Origin of the sequence: Stenotrophomonas sp. Pemsol, assembly GCF_003586545.1 — a bacterium.
Lineage (GTDB): Bacteria > Pseudomonadota > Gammaproteobacteria > Xanthomonadales > Xanthomonadaceae > Stenotrophomonas > Stenotrophomonas sepilia.
The window spans coordinates 3,476,923-3,497,871 of sequence record NZ_CP025780.1; the positions used below are offsets into that span (position 1 = coordinate 3,476,923).

Below are 20,949 nucleotides of genomic sequence, written 5' to 3' on the forward strand. Positions count from 1 at the left end.
CCGCGATCTACACCGCGCTGATCGTGGTCGAGATCAAGCTGATGCTCAAGGCGATCCGCAAGGGGCCGGACGAACTGCTGCCGTCGCTGCAGTCGCCCCAGCCGCATGCTTCCCACATTGCCTCGGCGCCGGCCGCCGGCCAGGCCTGAGGCAGGAGAACCAAGATGGATTTCATTCTTCTGGACTACACCACGCTGCGCGTGATCTGGTGGCTGCTGCTCGGCATCCTGCTGATCGGTTTCGCCGTGATGGATGGTTTCGACCTGGGCGTGGGCACCCTGCTGCCCTTCGTCGCCCGCACTGATGCCGAGCGCCGCCGGGTGATCAACACCATCGGCCCGGTCTGGGAAGGCAACCAGGTGTGGCTGATCCTGGGTGGCGGCGCGATCTTCGCCGCCTGGCCGCCGCTGTATGCGGTCAGCTTCTCCGGGTTCTACCTGGCGATGTTCGTGATCCTGTTCGCCCTGATCCTGCGTCCGGTCGGCTTCAAGTTCCGCAGCAAGATGCCCAGCGAACGCTGGCGCAACACCTGGGACTGGGCGCTGTTCATTGGTGGCTTCATTCCCGCACTGATCATGGGCGTGGCCGTGGGCAACGTGCTTTTGGGCGTTCCGTTCCATTTCGATGACAGCATGCGCATCTTCTACACCGGCTCGTTCTTCGGCCTGCTGATGCCCTTCGCGCTGCTGGCCGGCCTGCTCAGCGTCTCGATGCTGGTCGCCCACGGTGCGGCCATGCTGGTGATCAAGACCGACGGCCCGGTGGCCGAGCGTGCGGCCCGCTTCGGCAGCATCGCGGCAATCATCGCCTTCGTGCTGTTCGCAGTGGGTGGCGCCTGGGTGGCCTTCGGCCTGCCGGGTTACCAGATCACCTCGCAGGTGGTTACCGATGGCGCCACCAATGCGCTGCTGAAGACCGCCGAACTCGGCGCCGCCGGTGGCTGGATGCGCAACTACAGCGCGATGCCGGCCACGATCCTGGCCCCGCTGCTCGGCCTGGCGGGTCTGCTGGCCAGTGCGGTGCTGCTGCGTGCCCGTCGTGGCGGCCTGGCCTTCATCGCCTCCGGTGCGGCCATCGCCGGCATCATCCTGACCGTCGGCTTCGCCATCTTCCCGTTCCTGCTGCCGTCCTCGAGCCAGCCCACCTCCAGCCTGACCGTGTGGGATGCCTCGTCCAGCCACCTGACCCTGTGGATCATGCTGCTGGCCACGGCGGTGTTCCTGCCGATCATCCTCGCCTACACCACCTGGGTGTACCGCGTGCTGAAGGGCAAGACCACCACCGAAGAGATGGGCAACAACCCCAACGCGTATTGATTGCTTGCACGTGTGCCGACCAACGGTCGGCACCTACCCGGAATGAAGGAGACTGATCATGTGGTATTTCGCCTGGATTCTCGGTGCCGGCCTCGCCTCGACGGTGGCCATCCTCAACGGCATGTGGTTCGAAGCCCGCGAGCAGAACCGCATCGAGAAAGAAAATCGTCGCTGAGCCGTAAAAAAACCTTGCCGCCCTGGCCTTCACACGGTATCTTAGGCGGCTCCTTCGGGGTGTAGCTCAGTCTGGTAGAGCGCTACGTTCGGGACGTAGAGGTCGCAGGTTCGAATCCTGTCTCCCCGACCACTCACGTGGTCGCATTGAAGCCTGGTGAAGTCATCCAGGCTTTTTTGTTCCCTGAGGTGGCACTGCTTCGGCAGTGTGAAGAAAACAGCATTCACCCCTTGCCGCCATCGGGGTGAATCGCTAGAATAGGCGGCTCCCTTCGGGGTGTAGCTCAGTCTGGTAGAGCGCTACGTTCGGGACGTAGAGGTCGCAGGTTCGAATCCTGTCTCCCCGACCACTACCGTGGTCGCATTGAAGCCTGGTGAAGTCATCCAGGCTTTTTTGTTCCCTGAGGTGGCACTGCTTCGGCAGTGTGAAGAAAACAGCATTCACCCCTTGCCGCCATCGGGGTGAATCGCTAGAATAGGCGGCTCCCTTCGGGGTGTAGCTCAGTCTGGTAGAGCGCTACGTTCGGGACGTAGAGGTCGCAGGTTCGAATCCTGTCTCCCCGACCACTTCGGTGGTCACCAAGAAGCCTGGAAGACATCACTGTCCTCCGGGTTTTTTTGTACCCGGCGCCAGGCCGCCCGCATGACGGGACCTTGCCGGAGCGCACACGTACAATGGCCGCGCTGCCGGCCCACCTGCAGCCACCACTCCCCCACCTGCCGCTTCGGCGTAGACCGATGCCGGCGCTGCATGCCGTTGCTGCGGCGTGCGACACCTGCAAGGACCATCGATGAGTTCCTCCACTTCCGATTCGCCGTCGCTGCTGCACGGTCGCGTCCTCGCGTTTGCCGCGATCCTGCTGGCAGCCGTCAACCTGCGCACTGCGGTCACCTCGATCACCCCGCTGCTGGACGTGCTCGGCCAGCAGTTCGGCTTCGGCACCACTATGACCGGCGTGCTGGGCATGCTGCCGACCGCCTCGTTCGCGCTGTTCGGCGTGGCCACGCCGGCACTGGCGCGGCGCCTGGGCCTGGAACGCACGACGCTGCTGGCAATGCTGATGGCGATGGCCGGCCTGCTGCTGCGCTCCAGCGCCGGCAACGTCGGCACGCTGCTGCTGGGCTCGGTAATCGCGCTGGCCGGCATGGGCATCGGCAACGTGGTGGTGCCGCCGCTGGTGAAGCGTTACTTCGCCAACAAGGTCGGCACCATGAGCACGCTCTACATCAGCGTGCTGCAGCTGGGCACGATGCTGCCGGCGCTACTGGCAGTACCGGTGGCCAACGCTGCAGGCTGGCGCGTGTCGCTGGGCATGTGGGCGCTGCTTGCACTGGCCGCCGCGCTGCCGTGGCTGGTGCTGGCCAGGCGCGCACCGAAGCCGCTGGCCGACGCCGCCGATCCCACCGCGCAGCCGCACGGAAAGGTCTGGCGCACGTCGCTGGGCTGGAGCATGACGCTGATGTTCGGCATGACCTCACTGATGACCTATTCGATGTTCACCTGGCTGCCGCGCATCGTGGTCGAGGCCGGTGGCACGCCTGCATTCGGTGGCGTGATGGTAGCGGTGTTCTCGGCACTGGGCCTGCTGCCGTCACTGGTCATTCCGTCGATGGCGGTACGCATGCAGAACCCGTTCCCGCTGGTGCTGATCGGCTTCTTCTCGTTCGTGATCGCCTTCACCGGGCTGCTGCTGGCGCCGATGAAGGCTCCCCTGCTGTGGGCCTGCCTGCTCGGCGTCGGCCCGTCCACCTTCCCGCTGGCGCTGACCCTGATCAACCTGCGCACCCGCACCCCGGCCGGCTCGGCCGCGCTGTCGGGCTTCATGCAGGGCGTGGGCTACAGCTTCAGCTGCCTGGGCCCGTTCCTGGTCGGCTGGCTGCATACCGTCAGCAATGGCTGGACGCTCCCGTTCAGCTTCCTGTTCGGCTGCGCCACCCTGATGCTGTGCGCCTCGTGGGTCGCCTGCAAGCCCCGCAAGCTGGAAGATCTCTGGTAGCCCGGCCGGGGCCGCCAGACGGCCCCGCCTACCGCTCGTCAGACACCGGGCAATCTTGACGCCGAACTGACAATTCCGGGCGGATAGTGCCCACGAATGCCCTTCCTTGCCGCGTGCCGGCATCGGGCATGGGGGCGGCAGCGCCGCCCAGGCCACCACTCGGTGTGCGGGGGACTCTCGTTTCAGACAAGACATTGCAGGTCGCTGTCCGGGTTGTATCCGTCTTCAATGGGCGGGAACGCACGAAGGGAGTGACGCGGGCCACGGCCACGCCAAATACTGGCATGTGACTTGCGTCACATTTTCGCAGGTTGTCTGGTTCGGAAGCCAAGGGGGTCCCCAATGGTTGTCCACCGCCGGCTGGCGCTCTGCGTCGGCCTCGCATGCACCGCTCTGGCCTGGGCCAGCGGCGCCGCTCCGACCGACCGCGACGCGGCCCTGGCCGAGATCGGCCGCTACCGCGACCAGGCCCGCTGGCTGGATGCGCTCGGCGCAATCGAGCGCGCCAGCCAGCAGCAGCCCAACGACGATCTGCTGTTCAAGCTGCGCGTGCTGACCCTGGGCGACATCGGCAATGCCTGGCGCGCCTGGGAGCTGTACCAGCAGCGGCCGCAGCTGTTCGACGACGCCCAGAAGCAGCGCCTGGAAGGCGACTACCTGGCCAAACTCGTGGTCTGGAGCCTGGCCTACAGCAGCAGCGAGGACAGCCGCCTGGAAGAAGCCGAGTCGACCCTGGCGCGCATGCAGCGCTACGTCGGCGGCGAAGGCACCCCACCCTCGCAGGCCCCACTGCGCATCCGCATGGACCGGCTGATCCTGATCAACCGGCTGGGCCGCCATGCGCAGGTCCGCGAGGAAGCACGAGCCCTGCAGGCCGAAGGCCACACCCTGCCCGACTACGTGCTGCCTGCCGTGGGCGATTCGTTGATGGGCACCCTGCACCCGGAAGAAGCCATTCCGGTACTGCAGGCAGCCGTCGCTGGCGATCCGGCGCGCGACGCCTCACATTCGGAACTGGCCTACGCCTACCTGGAAAGCGAGCAGCAGGAAAAAGCGATCGACCTGCTGCAGGAATGGCGCGACAAGGAGCCGGCGTGGCGCTGGAGCAACGGCAAATCACCGTACGCGAACTGGTCACGCTACGAGGCCGATCTCAACCTGGCAATGGTGCGCGCTTACAGCGGCGACCTGGTCACCGCGCAGCACGACCTGGAGTCGATGGTGGACATCGCACCCGGCAACGGAGGCCTGCAGAGTGCGCTGGGCAGCGTCTACATGATGCGCGGCTGGCCACGCAGGGCGCTGCAGCGGCAGCAGATGGCACACGCGCTGGACCCGCGTGACATCGAACCGCGACTGGGCATGGAAGAGGCCTACGTCGCCCTGCAGCGCGACGACCTGGCGCGGCCGCTGCACGATGACCTGGTCGCACGCTATCCCACCCAACCGGCTGTCGAACGCATGGACCAGGCCTGGCGTGCGCATCGCGGCTGGCAGCTGAAGGCATGGACCGACATCGGCCGCAGCTCCGGTGGCGGTGGCACCTCGCCACTGGGCAACAACGATCGCCACTATGGTGTGGAAGTGGAGACACCGATCCTTGATGACCGCTGGCGTTTGTTCGCCCTGGCCGACCGGCGCTCGACCGATTTCCAGGACCAGCGCATCGATCCCCTGTGGCTGGGTGCGGGCGTGCGCTACCGCTTCGGGCAGCTGGATGCGGAAGCGGCCGTCCTGCGCGCCAACGACCACATCGGCGATACCGGCCTGCGGGTCGGCGTCGGCTGGCAGTTCAACGATTACTGGCACGCCGGCCTGGTGGCCGCGCGCAATGATCCAGACGCCTCGATGCAGGCACGCGCAGCCGGCATCACCGCCGACAGCGTGAGCGCACAGGTGGACTACCGGCGCAGCGAGCTCACCCATTGGATGCTCGGTGCCAGCCGCTTCCGCTACGACGACGGCAACCACCGCGAACTGTTCAGCACCCGCCTTGAACAGCGCCTGCTGACCCGCCCGCGCTGGCTGATCGATGGCCTCGCCAGTGCCTACACCAGTCGTGGCAGCCGCGACGATGCGCCCTACTTCAACCCGAAGCGCGACCGCATGGTCGAGATCGGGCTGCGCATCGACCAGCAGCTGTGGCGGCACTACGAACGCCACTTCCGCCACCGGCTGACGGTCTCGCTGGGCGACTACTGGCAGGACGGCTTCGGCAGTGCGCTGGTGCCGTCGGTGTCGTACATGCACGAATGGCAGCTGGGCCCGGGCCGCTTGTTCGAGTACGGCGTGCGCTGGTCGCGGCCGGTCTACGACGGCCACCGCGAGCGTCATATCGGCTTCGAAGCCGCACTGCGCTGGGGAGACTGACATGGCCTGCTTCCTGCGACTGATCGTGCTCCTGCTGCTGGCCATCACGCCACCGGCCTTGGCGCAGCAGGCCGCGCATCTCGATGCGATCGACAATGGCCTGCTGATCCTCAGCTACCACGACATCCGCGACCAGGTCGCGGCCAAGGGCGATGCCGATACCTATGCGGTGAGCACGCAGAACTTTGCCGCACACCTGGACTGGCTGGGCGCGCATGGCTATCACCCGGTGTCGCTGTCGCAGGTGATCGATGCCTCGCAGGGGCGGGCCACGCTGCCGCCCAAGCCTGTGCTGCTGACCTTCGATGACGGCCTGCGCAGCGTCTACGACAAGGCCTTCCCATTGCTGCAGGCCTACCGCTACCCGGCACTGGTGGCGGTAATCACCGACTACGTGGACATGGCTCCGGGACGCACCATCGACTACGGGTACCGGCCGTTCGGCCGCGATGACTTCGTCACCTGGGCGCAGCTGAAGCAGATGCACGACAGCGGCCTGATCGAAGTGGCCAGCCACACCGACAACCTGCACCACGGCGTGCTCGCCAATCCACAGGGCAATTCAACGCCCGCCGTGGTCACCCGCATCTACAGCCCGGCCACGCACAGCTACGAGACTGAAGCGCAGTATGGGCAGCGCCTGCGCACCGACCTCGCGCGCAGCGTGCAGCGCATCGAGCAGCACCTGGGCGTGCGCCCGCGCGCCATCGTCTGGCCGTACGCGGCCTACAACCAGTTGAGCAATGACATCGCCGAACAGCTGGGCATGCCGGTGTCCTTCGATCTGGAGGGCCGCAGCACGCCGGTGGCCAGCGACCTGCATGGCCTGGCGCGCTTCCTGGTCAGCGACAACCCGACCGTGGAAGGCCTGGCCTACGAGCTGCGCCGCGATGTCGCGCTCGATGGCATCCGTGCCCTGCAGATCGACCTGGATGATGTCTACGACGCTGACCCGGCGCAGCAGGCACGCAACCTCGATGCGCTGGTCGAACGGGTCAAGCGCATCGCGCCGACGCACGTCTACCTGCAGGCGTTCGCCGATCCGGACGGCAACAACACGGCCGATGCGCTGTACTTCCCCAACCGTCACATGCCGATGCGGGCGGACCTGTTCAGCCGCGTCGCCTGGCAACTGAAATCCCGCGCCGGCGTGAAGGTCTACGCATGGCTGCCGGTGCTTGGCTTCGAGCTGCCCGACCCGGCGCAGCGCAAGGCGCTGGCGATCCGCAACGGCGATGCCGACGGCATGTACCGGCTCGACTTCACCAACCCGAAGGCCCGCCAGATCATGCTCGACATCTACGAGGATCTGGCGGTCAATTCCTACTTTGAAGGCCTGCTGTTCCATGACGACGGCTACCTGCGCGACACCGAGCTGCCGGCACTGGCAGCCGGCGGCGATGGCAGTGCGCGCACGCAGGCGCTGATCAGCTTCACCCTGGCGCTGCGCGACAGCGCGCAACGCTGGCGCCCGAAACTGGCCACCGTGCGCAACCTGTACGCTGAGCCGGTACTCCGCCCGCAGAGCGAGGCCTGGTTCGCGCAGCGCCTGGACCTGTTCAACAAGGCCTATGACCAGACCGCGCTGATGGCGATGCCGTGGATGGAAGGCAGCAAGCACCCCGAGCGCTGGCTGGACCAGCTGCTGGCCGCAGTACGCGCACACGACCCGCAGCTGCAGCACACCCTGTTCGAGCTGCAGACCGTCGATTGGCGCAACGGGCAACCGATTCCCGCCGAGCGCCTGCGCGCACAGATCCGCCAGTTGCAGGCACAGGGCGTGCACCACTTCGCCTGGTACCCGGACGATTTCATCGCCGACCAGCCCTCCACCCGCGATGCCCGCGCGGCGATGTCCGCCGGCACCTTCCCGTACCCGGAGAAGTGACATGGACATGCATCCGCTGCTGCAGGTCCTGTTCCAGTTCGCTTTCTACTACCCGATGGTGATGGCGTTCTTCTGGATGTCCGGCGGCCTCTACTACTACTACCGGCGCGAACGCCACTCGCGCCCGCGCAACGACCCTCCATTGATGGTCGCCCCCCCCTTCGCGAGCCTGCTGGTGCCCTGCCACAACGAGGCAGAGAATCTGGATGACACACTCACTGCGGCGCTGGCCCAGCGTTACCCCGCCGACTACGAAGTGATCGCCATCGATGATGGCAGCAGCGATGACACCGGCGCGCGGCTGGATGTGCTGGCGGCAAGGCACCCGCGGCTGCGCGTATTGCACCTGGATCGTAACCTGGGCAAGGCCAATGCGCTGCGCATGGGCGCACTGGCCGCTCGCTCGGAGTACCTGGTGTGCATCGACGGCGATGCAATGCTGGAGGAACATGCGCTGCACTGGATGATCTGGCACCTGGTCAGCGGCAACCGGGTCGGTGCGGTCACCGGCAACCCGCGCATCCGCAACCGCTCCACCCTGCTCGGACGCCTGCAGGTGGCCGAGTTTTCCTCGATCATCGGCATGATCAAGCGCGCGCAGCGCGTATACGGGCGCATCTTCACCATCTCCGGGGTGATCGCCGGCTTCCGCCGTACCGCCCTGCATCAGGTCGGCTGGTGGTCGGATGACATGGTGACCGAGGACATCGACATCAGCTGGCGCCTGCAGCGCGCGCACTGGGACATCCGCTACGAACCCAATGCGCTGTGCTTCATCCTGATGCCGGAGACCCTCAAGGGCCTGTGGCGGCAGCGCCTGCGCTGGGCCCAGGGCGGCGTGGAGGTGATGCTGCGCCACGCGCGCTCGCTGCTGCACTGGAAAGAGCGGCGCATGTGGGGCGTGCTGCTGGAGTACGTGCTGAGCGTGATCTGGGCCTACACCATGTTGTTCATCGTGCTGCTGTGGGCACTGGGCAAGTTCATCGAGCTGCCGCCGCAGCTGCATATCGCCAGCCTGCTGCCGCAGTGGCATGGCGTGATCCTTGCGCTGGTCTGCCTGCTGCAGTTCGCCAGCAGCCTGATCATCGACCGGCGTTACGAAACACAGATTGGACGCAACTATTTCTGGGTCATCTGGTACCCGATGGCGTACTGGCTGATCAGCCTTTCCACCACCCTGGTGGCGTTGCCGAAGACACTGCTGCGCCGTCGCAGCAAGCGCGCCACCTGGACCAGCCCTGACCGGGGGATCCGATGAACGCGCAACGCCCGTCCAACCGCTTCGACTCACGGATGATCCGCAAGCCACACCGCCAGCCGCGCTTCCAGCGCACCGCCTGGGGATTCGTCACGCTGGCGTTCTGGGGCTTCTACTTCTACCTGTGGGCGCCCCTGGTGACCCTGTTCTCGTGGTTGGTTGGCGGCCAGCTGGCCTGGCAGCAGCTGTACGAACGGCAAAGCCAGTTCGATCCCTACGTGCTGGTGGCATTGCCGCTGATGCTGTTGTGCGCCAGCGTGCTGCTGATCGGTTGGGCCGAGTACAACCGTGCCCGCTTCCGTGGCCGCGAGCGCCGCCTGCCGCGGCCACTGGCCAGCCTCAACGAAGTGGCCGCCGATCTGGGTGCCAGCACGGGGCTGGCCGAACGCCTGATGGGCTGCAAGGCCGCCACGTTGCACATGGATGACCACGCACGCCCGGTCGGCGTCCGCCGCGAGGTGGTGTAGCCCGACAACCCGGTGGGGTGCCGACCCTGGTCGGCGCTTGTGCCTGGTGGGTGCCGATCATGGTCGGCACCGGGGTCTGCCGCGAAGAACACCCACGCATGGCGTGGTTCCACTTATGTGCGCGTCTGCCCTTCGCCACGCACCACGAAACGTTCGACGGTGAGCGCTTCCAGACCCATCGGGCCATAGGCATGCAGGCGCGTGGTGGAAATGCCGATTTCGCTGCCCAGGCCCAGCTGGCCACCATCGGAGAAGCGCGATGAGGCATTGACCATCACCACCGCCGAGCGCAGCGCAGTGACGAAGCGCTCGGCATGGTCGGCGTCTGCGGTCGCGATCACTTCGGTGTGGTCGGAGGTATAGCGGCGGATGTGCGCGATGGCCGCATCGAGGTCGTCCACCACGCGCACGGCCAGCACAAGGTCGAGGAACTCGGCGGCGTAGTCCTCCTCGGTCGCCGCCGTGCTGCCCGGCAGCAGCGGCTGCGCCTGCGCATCGGCGCGCAGCTGCACGCCACGCTGGCCAAGCGCCTGCGCCACGCGCGGCAGGAAGGAATCGGCTACGTCACGGTGTACCAGCAGTGTCTCCAGCGAATTGCAGGCGGCTGGCCGGCTGCACTTGCCATCCACCAGCAGGTCGATGGCCTTGCCCAGGTCGGCGCTGGCATCCACGAACAGGTGACAGACGCCCTTGTAGTGCTTGATCACCGGCACCCGCGCATGCTCGGCAACGAAACGAATCAGGCCTTCGCCACCGCGCGGAATCGCCAGGTCGATCAGCTCATGCAGCTGCAGCAGTTCCAGCATCGCCTCGCGGCGCAGGTCGGTCAGCACGGTCACGGCGGCCGGCGGTACGCCGTTGGCATTCAACGCACCGGCGAGTGCCTGCGCGATCGCGGTGTTGGAGTGAATTGCCTCGGAACCACCGCGCAGGATCACCCCGTTACCCGCCTTCAGGCACAGCGCCGCGGCTTCGGCGGTCACGTTCGGGCGCGCCTCGTAGATCATCGCGATCACGCCCAGCGGCACGCGCACCTTCTGCACGCGGATGCCATTCGGGCGCACGTCATCGCGGGTGACCTCGCCGACAGGATCTGGCAATCCGGCCACTTCGCGCACGGCTTCGGCCATCGCGAACAGGCGCGGCGGGTCCAGTGCCAGACGATCGAGCATGGCGCTGCCCACGCCCTTCTCGCGCGCGGCGGCGAGGTCACGTGCATTGCCGGCCAGGATCAACCCTGCATTCACTTCCAGCGCCTGCGCCATCGCCAGCAGCAGCGTGCGTCGTGCCGCGCCGTCGAGGCCGGCAACGATCTGCGCCGCATCACGGCAGGCACGCGCCTGCGCTTCGATCTGGCTCATCGGTGTGTCCTTCAATCCGGTCATGGCAGCACCAGGTCGTCGCGATGGACGACGCTGCCGCCGTAGTTGTAGCCGAGCACGGCCTGGATGTCGCGCGAATGGTGGCCGGCAATCCGGCGTACGTCGTCGGCAGCATACTGGCTGACGCCACGGGCCACGCAGACTCGGCCCTGCGGCGCGTTCCAGCACACCTGTACCATATCGCCGCGGCGGAACACGCCCTCTGCACCGGTGATGCCACCGGGCAGCAGCGAGGCGCCCTTCTCGCGCATCGCCTGTGCCGCACCGGCATCGATGACGATCACACCCTCGGCCAGCGGTGCATGCCGCAGCCAGTGCTTGCGGGCGGCCTCGCGGCTGCGTGCGGCATGGATGCGGGTGCCGAACAGGCGGTCCTGCGCCAGCGCGCGCACCACGTCGCCACTGCGGCCATTGAACAGATAGGTTTCTATGCCGAGGCGACCGGCCTTCGCCGCCGCCTCCAGCTTGGTGCGCATGCCGCCGGTACCGGCGCGCGAGCCGGCGCCGCCCGCCATCGCCAGCACCTCGTCACCCAGCTCCGGCACGTCGTGCAACGGCCGCGCATCGGCCACGGTGCGCGGGTCGGCGCTGTACAGGCCATCGATATCGGTAGCGATGAACAGCGCATCGGCGTCGACCAGCGCCGCCACGGTGGCAGCCAGGTTGTCGTTGTCGCCGAGCTTGAGCTCATCCACCGACACGGTGTCGTTCTCGTTGACCACCGGCAATGCGCCCAGGCGCAACAGTTCACTCAACGTGGCGCGTGCATTGAGGTAGCGGCGGCGGTTGCGCAGGTCGTCGTGGGTCAGCAGCACCTGCGCCACCGGGCGCTCGAAGAAGCGCTGCCAGAGCCCGATCAGCTGGGCCTGGCCAAGCGCCGCCAGGGCCTGCCGCGCCGCCATCGCTGCGCCCGGTTCATCGGCGCGCGGCAGGATCGCGCGCCCGGCAGCGACCGCGCCGGAAGACACGATCACCACCTCGCGCCCGGCCAGGAGATTGGCCGAGACGAACTGCGCCAGGCCCAGCGCGTGGCGTGGCGACAGGCCGCCGCCATCGGCTGCCAGCAGGCTGCTGCCGACCTTGAGCACCGCACGCCGCCACGGCGGCAGCACCTGTTCGGGGAACGGCGAGGCGACAAGGGCAGCGTGCTGGATCATCGGTCAGGCTCTCAGCGGGTGTTCCATTCGTGCACGGTCAGGTCGGAGGCCTGCATCGTCACCAGTGGATCGGTGGCGACGATGGCCCGCGCCTGCGCCAGGCTGTCCACGTTGCACAGCACGTAGGCGCCACCGCTGCCATCGGCGAAGCCACCGGTCAGCTGCAGCTTGCCCTGCGCCTGCAACGCATCGAGGAAATCGCGGTGCGGCTGCACCGCTGCATCGTTGAAGTCCGGCCGGCGCATCGCCAGGACCAGGTAGACAGTGCCCGCCATCAGGACAGCGCCTGCCAGCGCGCGCGCAGTTCGTCCAGGCGCAGGTCAGCGGCCGCGCCCGGCGATACACGCGCGGCCAGGCTGCCTTCCGGCGTGCGTCCCTGCCCTGCACTGTCGGCACCGGCCGCAGCGGCCTTGTAGGCCTCGCGGAACGGTACGCCAGCCACGGCCGCCTCCACGGCGACGTCGGTGGCATACATGCCCGAATCAATCGCCGCGCGCAGCCTGTCCTCACGCCATTCCAGATTGGCCAGCAGCGCCGGCAGCAGTTCCAGCGCGGCCAGGCCACGGCCGAAGCCGTGGAAGATGGCACCCTTGGACGACTGCAGGTCGCGATGGTAGCCAGACGGCAGCGACAGCAGCTGCTCGATCTCGGTGCGCGCAGCGGCGACGCTGGCGTGGGTGGCGCGCATCAGCTCGATCACATCCGGATTGCGCTTGTTGGGCATGATCGAACTGCCGGTGGTGTACTGCGCCGGCAGCGCGACGAAGCCGAACTCGGCGCTGGTGAACAGTGACAGGTCCCACGCAATGCGGCGCAGGTCCAGCGTGGCGCCACCGAGCGCTTCCAGTGCAGCCAGCTCGAACTTGCCACGCGACAGCTGCGCGTAGATCGGCGAGATCTGCATGCGCGCGAAGCCCAGCGCGGCGGTAGTGTGCTTGCGGTCCAGCGGCAGGTTCACGCCGTAGCCGGCAGCGGTGCCGAGCGGATTGGCATCGACCAGTGCATGGGTGTCACGGGCGCGGATGGCGTTGTCGATGAAGGCCTCGGCCCAGCCCGCCCACCACATTCCGGCCGAGGACACCACGGCACGCTGGATGTGGGTGTAGCCGGGAATCGGCAGATCCTTCTCAGCCTGCGCGCGGTCCAGCGCGACCTTGGCCACGTCGGCGCTGAGCTGGGCCACGCTCAGCAGCTTCTCCTTCAGCCACAGACGCGTGGCGACCAGGATCTGGTCATTGCGGCTGCGGCCGGTGTGGATCTTGCGACCCGCATCACCAAGGCGTTCGGTCAGGCGCGCTTCGATCGCCGAGTGGCCATCCTCGTACTGCGTATCCAGCACGAAGCGGCCTTCGCGGAAGTCCTGCTCCAGGATCTCCAGTTCGCGCAGAAGTCCGGCAAGCTCATCGGCACTGAGGATGCCGATGTGCTGCAGGCCCTGCGCATGCGCGGCGCTGGCAGCGATGTCATGCAGGAAGAACTCGCGGTCGAGGATCACGTCGTCGCCGGCGAGGAAGGTCTGGATCTGGGCGTCGACGGCGACGCCGGGCTTCTGCCAAAGAAGGTCTGCCATGGGGGCTCCGGAATGCGTGTTCAGTGCGGGATCGACGTCAGTTCGTCGATGCCCAGCGCGAGGTTGAGGTTCTGCATGGCCTGGGTGGCCGCGCCCTTCAGCAGGTTGTCCAGCGTCGCCACCACGACCACGCGCTTGCCGCCCGGCGCGAGCGTGAAGCCACCGACCTGGGCACCGTGGCGGCCGGCGATGCGGCTGACCCACGGCGCTTCGTCCAGCACTTCGATCAAGGGTTCACCGGCATAGGCCTGCTGGAAGCGCTCGACGATCTGCTCACGGGTCTGCACGCGGTTCAGCCACAGGTTGGCGGTCAGCGTGATGCCACGGAAGTGCGGCGCGACGTGTGGCATGAACTCGACGGCCACGCCCAGCTGCACGGACACTTCGCGCTCGTGCACATGGTTGGTCAGCGCATACGGCATCAGGTTGTCGGCCAGCAGTTCGACGTTGTTCTTGTCCGACGGCGTAGTGCCGGCACCGGAGTAGCCGGACACACCGAAGCACTGCGGCGGGCCGGCCAGCAGGTCCAGCAGCGGATGCACCGCCAGCTGCATCGCCGTGGCATAGCAGCCCGGGTTGCTGATGTGCTTCTGGCCGTTGTACCGGCCGCGGGTCAGCTCCGGCAGGCCGTAGTACCAGCTGTTGTCGAAGCGGTAGTCGGCCGACAGGTCGACGATGACGGTGTCGGGCTTCGCCGCTTCCAATGCGGCCACGAACGGAGCGGCCAGGCCGTTGGGCAGGGCCAGGATCACCGCGTCCACCCCCTTGGCCGCCACTGCGTCGGCGTCCAGGTTTTCGTACTGCAGCTCGCCCTGGAATTCCGGGTGGTGGTCGGACAGGCGCTGCCCGGCGCGCTCGCGCGAGGAGACGAAGGCCAGTTCCAGCCGCGGGTGGGCGGCCACCAGCTTGATCAGCTCGGCGCCGGTATGGCCGCGGGCACCGACGATGCCCAGGGCGAAGGTCGAATCGTTCATGCGTGACTGTCCAGGCGGTACTGCAGGTGGCGCTTCACGCCCTGCCATTCCGCATCGATGATGGAAAAGATGACGGTGTCGCGCGGCGTGCCGTCGGCGTGCCGCTTGTGGTTGCGCAGCACGCCATCCTGCTTGGCGCCGAGGCGGGCAATGGCGGTGCGCGAGGTGACGTTGAACCAGCTGGTTTCCAGCACCACGCTGATGCAGCCCATGGACTCGAAGGCGTGCTGCAGCAGCAACAGCTTGGCCTCGGTGTTGGCGCCGGTGCGCTGCACGCGCGGCGTGTACCAGGTGTAGCCGAGGCTGAGCTTGGGCACGCTGGCATCCATGTCGTAGAAGCGCGTGCTGCCGATGATGTCACCGGCGGCGTCGCGGATCACGAACGGCAGCACCTTGCCTTCGGCGTGCGCCTGCAGCGCGGCCTGCACATAGTGCTCGACCTGCTGCGGTGACGGCACCTGGGTGTACCAGAGCTGGTCCAGGCCGCTGTCTTCGAGGGCAGCGCGCAGGCCGGGGACATGCTCAAGCTGCAGCGGCTGCAGCGCCACGTGCTGGCCGCGCAGGGTAGGCACCGTGTTCCACACGTCAGGAGGACTCATCGCTCACCCCAGCAGGCTCGGCGCGCGCTGGGCGCAGTGGTCGACATAGGTCTTGATCCGGTCGATGCCATCGGCACCGAACCAGAACACTTTCCAATGGTCCTGCTTGTAGCAGCCATCGGACTCGGCGTAGTAGAAGTGGTTGATCGGGTTGCCGTGGCGCGAGCGCCAGAACAGCTGCGGGGTTTCCTCCAGCATCACGTTCCAGACCGCACGCCCCAGGCCTTCACCCTGCGCGTCGTCGAGCACGGCGAACTTGTCCAGGTACACGCCCTCTGCCTCGTCGGTGAGGATCACCGCAGTGCGGTAGTTCTCGCTGACATAGGCACGCAGCAGCTTGGTCTTTTCGAAGTAGTCCGGCACCAGGGTACGGCCGAAGCTGGATTCGATCAGGCCCTTCAGCCGCGGCAGGTCGAGCTCGCTCCAGGCGGTGGCGCGCAGTACTTTCTCACCCTTGCGCACCAGCGTGCCCGAGCCCTTGTGGGTGAACAGTTCCTTGGCCAGGTCGGCCGGACGCGTGATCGACACCGACGATTCCAGCGGCAGGCGGTCGAGCAGGTCCTTGATCTGTTCGATCTTCACCTTCATGCCACCGTGGATCCACGGCTGCGCGATCAGGTGGTCGTATTCGGTGGACAGGTTGATCGAATCGATCACGTTGCCCGCCTCGTCCAGCAGGCCACCGGTGCCGGTCAGGAAGATGATCTTGTACGGCTGCAGTTCCTGCACCAGCTCGTTGGCGGCAAAGTCGGCGTTGACGTTGAGGATCTGGCCACCGGCGGTTTCACCCAGGCTAGTGATGACCGGGATCGAGCCGGCACGCAGGCTGGCCTCGATCGGCGCCAGGTTGACCTTCTTCACCTCGCCGACCAGGCCGTAGGTGTCCACGTCCAGGTACTCGGCCTCGAACACGCCACCGGTGATCGAGGTGGCACGTGCGCCGTTCTGCTGCAGCGCCTCGACCAGGCGCAGGTTGGACTGCTGGAACACCCGGCGCACGATCGCCAATGCTTCCGGCGAAGTCACGCGCAGGCCGTTGACGGTCTGCTTCTCGATGCCGGCGGCCGACAGCTCGGCATCCAACTGCGGGCCGGCGCCGTGCAGCACGATCGGGGTCAGACCGACCTCCTGCAGGAACGACAGTGAGGAGGTCAGTGCGTCGAGGTCGTCGCGCAGCACCGCGCCGCCGACCTTGACCACGGCGAAGCGCTTGGCATCCAGCTGCGAAAAGCGCTTGAGGTACTGGCTGATCTCCTTCGCGCTGGCCATGCTGGAAAGCAGGCGCACGATGGTCTGGCGGGTCTGGCGGTGGGGCTGGAGGGCAGGAGACATTTCGGTTTCGTCACAGGCGGCGGTCGCCGCGTTGCAGTTCCGCCATGCCCGGGGCATGGCGGCGTTGTGGGGTCGATCAGGCGCCGGCGGTGATGATCCGATGCACGGCGTCGGTGTAGCGCTGCAGCTGGTCCAGCGTCACGAACTCATCGGCGGTGTGGGCCTGGGCGATGTCACCCGGGCCGAACACCAGGGTGGTGTAGCCAGCGGCCGAGAACAGCGACGCCTCGGTCCAGAAATCCACCGCATTGCCGATCGGCAGCTCCAGCGCATCGGCCACGTCGCGCGCCAGCAGGCGGCGGTTCTCAGCTTCGGCAATGTCACCGGCGGGCAGGCTGGGACCACGGAACGTCTCGGTGAAAACGGCGGCTTCCGGCTCGGCGAAACCGGCGAAGGTCGCCAGCAGGCCATCGATGTCCATCGACGGCAGCGGGCGGAACCCGAAGCGCACCTCAGCAGCCGGTGCGATCATGTTGGCCTTGATGCCGCCTTCGACGCGGCCGATATTGAAGCGCAGGCCGGTCAGTCCGCCAAAGCGCGCCGAAGCCAGCGATTCCACATGATCCAGCGCGCGGTTTCCCCAGCGCATGGCCTGGTGCAATGCGCTGGCGGCCGCATCCTGCTTGCCCGAGGCGTGCCCTGCCCGACCTGCGAACTGCATCAGCACCGAACTGATGCCACGGTGCGCCAGCACTGCTTCGCTCATGGTCGGTTCGGCCACGAGTACGGCTTCATACGGCAGGCCACGGGCCAGGAATGCAGCGATGCAGCGCGGGTCGTTGGCTTCCTCGTCGCTGGAGAACAGGAACGCGGCGTCGCCATCGCTGGCGTTGGCGGCCGCCACCAGTGCAGCGGCGGCGCCCTTGATGTCACACACGCCCAGGCCGACCACACGGTCGTCCAGGCGCCGCATCACGTGCGGGTCGGCACTCCAGTGCGGCGAATCCGGCACGGTGTCCAGATGCACGTTGAACAGGTACTTCGGCGTCCCACGCACGGCATACAGGCTCACCGCACCGGCGCCATGGTCGATCACCTCGACGTTGAAGCCGGGCAGGTTGTCGCGCAGGTAATCGAAGATGCCACCGGTGGTGATCGCACGCGGCGGGTTGCGGGTGTCGAACGACACCAGGGCCTGCAGGTGATCGAGCGTCTGTTCAAGCATGAATCAACAATCCTGTGGGATTCCGCCGGGCATGGCCGGCGCTACCGTGATGCGTCTGGTGGAGAGCCCCCTTCTTGTTGAAGGGGGCGCGCCAACGGCGCAGGGTTAAGGCGGAATGCGTGGTCAACCGCTCAGCGGTTGACTTGCGCGTAAAGCGTCGAACTCATGCCGAACAGCTTGATGAAGCCCTCAGCCTCCTCCACGCCCCAGTCGGCCGATTGCGCGTAGGTGGCGCCCTTGGCGTTGAGCAGGTGCGGCGACTTCACCGCCACTGCATCGACGCGGCCGCCGCGGGTTTCCAGCACCACTTCGCCGTTGACCTTGGCCTGCGAGGACTTCAGGAAGGCCTCGATGTCGGTCTTCAGCGGGTCGTGGTAGAAGCCTTCGTACACCAACTCCACCCACTTGCGTGCGACGTCCGGCTTGAAGCGGTTCTGCTGCTTGGTCAGCACGGCATCTTCCAGCGCGCGGTGCGCGGCCAGCAGCGAAACCAGGCCCGGGGCCTCGAAGACGATGCGACCCTTCAGGCCGATCACGGTGTCGCCGGTGTAGACGCCGCGGCCAACGCCGTACGGGGCGAACAGCTTGTTGAGCTGGGCCAGGATCTGGTCGCCCGGCAGCGCCTTGCCGTCCAGTTCCACGGCTTCGCCTTCAACGAACTTCAGGGTCACGGTCAGCGCCTGTTCCGGCCATTCGCTGCGCGGCGAGCACCAGCCACGCGCGCCTTCACCCGGGGCTTCCCAACGGTCGATCTCACCGCCGGACATGGTCACGCCCAGCAGGTTCTCGTTGATGGTGTAGGCCTGCTGCTTGGCGCGCACGCCGAAGCCGCGCTCTTCCAGGTACTTCTGCTCGTAGGCGCGGGTCTGGGTGTGTTCCTTCTGGATCTCGCGGATCGGCGCGATGATCTGGTAGTCGCCCAGTGCCTTCACAGCCAGGTCGAAGCGGACCTGGTCGTTGCCCATGCCGGTGCAGCCGTGGGCGATGATGTGGGTACCCAGCTCGGCAGCACGCTTCAGCGCGGCATCGACGATCAGGTAGCGGTCCGAAACCAGCAGCGGGTACTGGCCCTGGTAGCCTTCGCCGGCCCACACGAACGGCTTGACGAAGCCTTCCCAGATGGCCGGGCCACCATTGACGGTGACGTGGCTGGTCACGCCCAGTTCGGCGGCGCGCTTCTCGATGAAATCGCGCTCTTCATCATCCACGCCGCCGGTGTCGGCGAACACGGTGTGCACGTTGTAGCCACGCTCCTGCAGGTAGGGCACGCAGAAGCTGGTATCCAGGCCGCCGGAGAAGGCGAGAACGACGTCTTTGTTGCTCATGGGGAGGGTATGTCCTGGTAGCGCCGGGCCGTGCCCGGCGGAAATGATTGAATCGGAAAAAATCAGCGCCCGGCAACGGCGGCCATGATCGCCTTCTGCACGTGCAGGCGGTTCTCGGCTTCGTTGATGGCGATGCACTGCGGCGAATCCATCACCGCATCGGTGGCTTTCACGTTGCGGCGCAGCGGCAGGCAGTGGCTGAACACCCCGTTGTTGGTCAGCGCCATCTTCCGCTCGTCCACGATGAAGTGCTTGAACTGGTCGCGGATCGGCTTTTCCGGTTCCCAGTTGCCGAAGAACGGCAGCGCACCCCAGCTCTTGGCGTAGACCACGTCGGCGCCGGCGTAGGCGCTGTCGATGTCATGGCTGATCTTCAGCGAACCGCCGCTCTCGGCCACGTTCTGCTCGGCCCAGCCCATGTAGCGCTCGTCGAGGATGTAGTCGGCGGTCGGGCACAGCAGGGTCACGTCCATGCCCATGCGGGTGGCGATGGTCAGCGCCGAGTTGGCCACGGCGGTGTTCAGCGGCTTGGGGTGGTAGGTCCAGGTCAGCACGTACTTCTTGCCGCGCAGGTCCTGGGTGCCGAAGTGCTCCTGCAGCGCCATGATGTGGGCCAGCTCCTGGCACGGATGGGTGATGGTCTCCATGTTGATGACCGGCACCGGCGAGTACCTGGCGAAGCTGTTGAGGACGATGTCCTGGCGGTCGTAGGCCCAGTCGACGAACTTGGGGAACGCGCGCACGGCGATGATGTCGCAGTAACGGCCCAGCACCTTGGCCACTTCAGCGATGTGCTCTTCGGTATCGCCGTCCATCACCGTGCCGAGGTTGAACTCGATCGGCCACGCATCCTTGCCCGGCTGCAGCACCACCGCGTGGGCGCCGAGCTGGAACGCGCCCAGTTCGAAGCTGGTGCGGGTGCGCATGGACGGGTTGAAGAACACCAGCGCGATCGACTTGCCCTTGAGCTGGTCGCCGAGCTTGTTGCGCTTGAACAGCGCGGCCTGGGTCAGCAGCGCGTCGAGATCGCTGCGGCTCCAGTCCTGGGTGTTCAGGAAGTGCTTGGGGGACATCATCTTTCCTTGCGTGGCGGCGCCGGGTTCGACGCAGTGGAAGGGAAAAGCAGGAACCAAAGGTGGAGCGAAAAGGTTGCAGTTGCAGCTTTCAGAACGCAGAAACGAAAAAACCCAGCCGGCGGGCTGGGTTTTTATCGGACGAACAGCAAAAAGCTCCGGTTACCCAGCGAGAATGTGGGGTTCCGGTCGACGCGCACGCGAGGTCATGCCCGACGCCTGTCGGGCTGCGCTGCTGTCGTGCTGGAAGTCGGTGAGCTTCATGGTCAACCATCTTTGCATGCGGCCGGGGCCGGCGCAAGGGGCCGGGGTCGCAGAATCAGGGATTGCCGGCCGCACCCTGCTCGGGGCCGACCCAGGGGGTGATCGACACCCGGATCTTGAGCCGGTTGCCGGGGTCTTCCGGTAGCCGCGAGCGGTACTTGGTGCCCTTGTAGACGTAATCCACGTCGTAGGCGATGGGCCGGCGGAATTCACGCCCCACCGGCACGATGCGGCAGTCGCGGGTCAGCATCGGACCGGTGTTGGCCGGCGCCGGGGCCGGCGACTCGGTTCCGACCTCCTCAACGGCCTCCTCGTCACTGCGCTTGAACATCGAGCGCACCGAGTCCCAGAAGCGGCTGATCCGGCCCTTGTCCTCGACCGGCTCCTCGCCGGTCACGTTCACCGGGGCCAGGGTCCGGGTCGACACCGGCTCGCAGTGCTCTTCGGTTCGGGTCGCACGCAGGGTCTGGAACACGGGTTCGACGTTCAGCACCTGCGCGTAGTCGAACTTCACGTTCTCCACGATCACCACCCGGTTGCGGGGCTCGGCCTCCTGGGCCAGCACCACGGCGGGCAGCGCCGACAGGCAGGCCAGGGTCAGCAACGCGGTGGATTTCATTGGCGACGGGAGCAAGGAC

At 66.6% G+C, this 20,949-nt stretch carries 18 protein-coding genes and 3 tRNA genes; 10 read left to right on the forward strand and 11 right to left on the reverse strand.

The features are described from left to right. Positions 1 to 164 precede the first annotated feature (164 nt). The 10 genes from cydB to pgaD all read left to right on the forward strand — a co-directional run bounded on the left by cydB (position 165) and on the right by pgaD (position 9,470). Positions 165 to 1,316 carry a cytochrome d ubiquinol oxidase subunit II gene (gene cydB / locus PEM_RS15945; RefSeq protein ID WP_111127478.1) on the forward strand — a complete coding sequence of 384 codons (1,152 nt, stop codon included), beginning with the start codon at positions 165 to 167 and terminating at the stop codon, positions 1,314 to 1,316. Positions 1,317 to 1,374: 58 nt separating this feature from the next. Next, a complete protein-coding gene (gene cydX / locus PEM_RS15950; protein ID WP_005410354.1) occupies positions 1,375 to 1,491 on the forward strand; it encodes a cytochrome bd-I oxidase subunit CydX in 117 nt (38 codons plus the stop codon). 55 nt (positions 1,492 to 1,546) lie between these two features. Next, positions 1,547 to 1,623 (forward strand) — tRNA-Pro (locus PEM_RS15955). A 140-nt stretch (positions 1,624 to 1,763) separates the two neighbouring features. Next, positions 1,764 to 1,840: transfer RNA gene (locus PEM_RS15960), tRNA-Pro, on the forward strand. Positions 1,841 to 1,980: 140 nt separating this feature from the next. Further along, positions 1,981 to 2,057 (forward strand) — tRNA-Pro (locus PEM_RS15965). A 224-nt stretch (positions 2,058 to 2,281) separates the two neighbouring features. Further along, entirely contained in the window at positions 2,282 to 3,487 is a 1,206-nt protein-coding gene (locus tag PEM_RS15970; protein ID WP_111127481.1) for an MFS transporter, read from the forward strand. A gap of 342 nt (positions 3,488 to 3,829) precedes the next feature. Next, the gene (gene pgaA / locus PEM_RS15975) at positions 3,830 to 5,857 is read left to right on the forward strand and encodes a poly-beta-1,6 N-acetyl-D-glucosamine export porin PgaA (RefSeq protein WP_111127484.1); all 2,028 of its coding nucleotides are present in this window, start codon (positions 3,830 to 3,832) and stop codon (positions 5,855 to 5,857) included. Between the two features lies 1 nt (position 5,858). Next, on the forward strand, positions 5,859 to 7,745 hold the full coding sequence (pgaB, locus tag PEM_RS15980; RefSeq protein WP_111127487.1) for a poly-beta-1,6-N-acetyl-D-glucosamine N-deacetylase PgaB: 1,887 nt from the start codon (positions 5,859 to 5,861) through the stop codon (positions 7,743 to 7,745). Between the two features lies 1 nt (position 7,746). Then, positions 7,747 to 9,003, forward strand: a complete 1,257-nt coding sequence (gene pgaC, locus PEM_RS15985) for a poly-beta-1,6-N-acetyl-D-glucosamine synthase (RefSeq protein ID WP_005417684.1) — start codon at positions 7,747 to 7,749, stop codon at positions 9,001 to 9,003. Then, a complete protein-coding gene (gene pgaD, locus PEM_RS15990; RefSeq protein ID WP_111127489.1) occupies positions 9,000 to 9,470 on the forward strand; it encodes a poly-beta-1,6-N-acetyl-D-glucosamine biosynthesis protein PgaD in 471 nt (156 codons plus the stop codon). The genes pgaC and pgaD overlap by 4 nt, the downstream gene beginning before the upstream one ends. Before the next feature lie 113 nt (positions 9,471 to 9,583). Here the strand turns inward: pgaD and PEM_RS15995 are convergent, their stop codons facing one another. The 11 genes from PEM_RS15995 to PEM_RS16045 form a co-directional block, all read right to left on the reverse strand. Further along, a complete protein-coding gene (locus PEM_RS15995) occupies positions 9,584 to 10,855 on the reverse strand; it encodes a glutamate-5-semialdehyde dehydrogenase (protein ID WP_111127491.1) in 1,272 nt (423 codons plus the stop codon). Continuing rightward, the gene (gene proB, locus PEM_RS16000; protein ID WP_065196622.1) at positions 10,852 to 12,009 is read right to left on the reverse strand and encodes a glutamate 5-kinase; all 1,158 of its coding nucleotides are present in this window, start codon (positions 12,007 to 12,009) and stop codon (positions 10,852 to 10,854) included. The genes PEM_RS15995 and proB overlap by 4 nt, the downstream gene beginning before the upstream one ends. 11 nt (positions 12,010 to 12,020) lie before the next feature. Beyond that, positions 12,021 to 12,284 carry a YciI family protein gene (locus tag PEM_RS16005; protein WP_005417692.1) on the reverse strand — a complete coding sequence of 88 codons (264 nt, stop codon included), beginning with the start codon at positions 12,282 to 12,284 and terminating at the stop codon, positions 12,021 to 12,023. Next, positions 12,284 to 13,579 (reverse strand): argininosuccinate lyase, encoded by a 1,296-nt coding sequence (gene argH, locus PEM_RS16010; RefSeq protein WP_111127493.1) that lies wholly within the window; start codon positions 13,577 to 13,579, stop codon positions 12,284 to 12,286. Before argH ends, PEM_RS16005 begins: the two co-directional genes overlap by 1 nt. A gap of 20 nt (positions 13,580 to 13,599) precedes the next feature. Continuing rightward, the gene (gene argC / locus PEM_RS16015) at positions 13,600 to 14,553 is read right to left on the reverse strand and encodes an N-acetyl-gamma-glutamyl-phosphate reductase (RefSeq protein ID WP_111127495.1); all 954 of its coding nucleotides are present in this window, start codon (positions 14,551 to 14,553) and stop codon (positions 13,600 to 13,602) included. Continuing rightward, complete coding sequence (locus PEM_RS16020) at positions 14,550 to 15,152, reverse strand: GNAT family protein (RefSeq protein WP_111127497.1); 603 nt, start codon at positions 15,150 to 15,152, stop codon at positions 14,550 to 14,552. The genes argC and PEM_RS16020 overlap by 4 nt, the downstream gene beginning before the upstream one ends. Positions 15,153 to 15,155: 3 nt before the next feature. Continuing rightward, entirely contained in the window at positions 15,156 to 16,484 is a 1,329-nt protein-coding gene (locus PEM_RS16025; protein ID WP_012480828.1) for an acetylglutamate kinase, read from the reverse strand. Positions 16,485 to 16,560: 76 nt separating this feature from the next. Then, positions 16,561 to 17,649 carry an acetylornithine deacetylase gene (locus tag PEM_RS16030; RefSeq protein ID WP_111127499.1) on the reverse strand — a complete coding sequence of 363 codons (1,089 nt, stop codon included), beginning with the start codon at positions 17,647 to 17,649 and terminating at the stop codon, positions 16,561 to 16,563. A 131-nt stretch (positions 17,650 to 17,780) separates the two neighbouring features. Next, a complete protein-coding gene (locus PEM_RS16035; protein ID WP_065186039.1) occupies positions 17,781 to 18,974 on the reverse strand; it encodes an argininosuccinate synthase in 1,194 nt (397 codons plus the stop codon). A 62-nt stretch (positions 18,975 to 19,036) separates the two neighbouring features. Further along, the gene (locus PEM_RS16040) at positions 19,037 to 20,047 is read right to left on the reverse strand and encodes an N-acetylornithine carbamoyltransferase (protein ID WP_111127501.1); all 1,011 of its coding nucleotides are present in this window, start codon (positions 20,045 to 20,047) and stop codon (positions 19,037 to 19,039) included. 319 nt (positions 20,048 to 20,366) lie between these two features. Next, the gene (locus PEM_RS16045; RefSeq protein ID WP_111127503.1) at positions 20,367 to 20,930 is read right to left on the reverse strand and encodes a hypothetical protein; all 564 of its coding nucleotides are present in this window, start codon (positions 20,928 to 20,930) and stop codon (positions 20,367 to 20,369) included. Positions 20,931 to 20,949 lie beyond the last annotated feature (19 nt).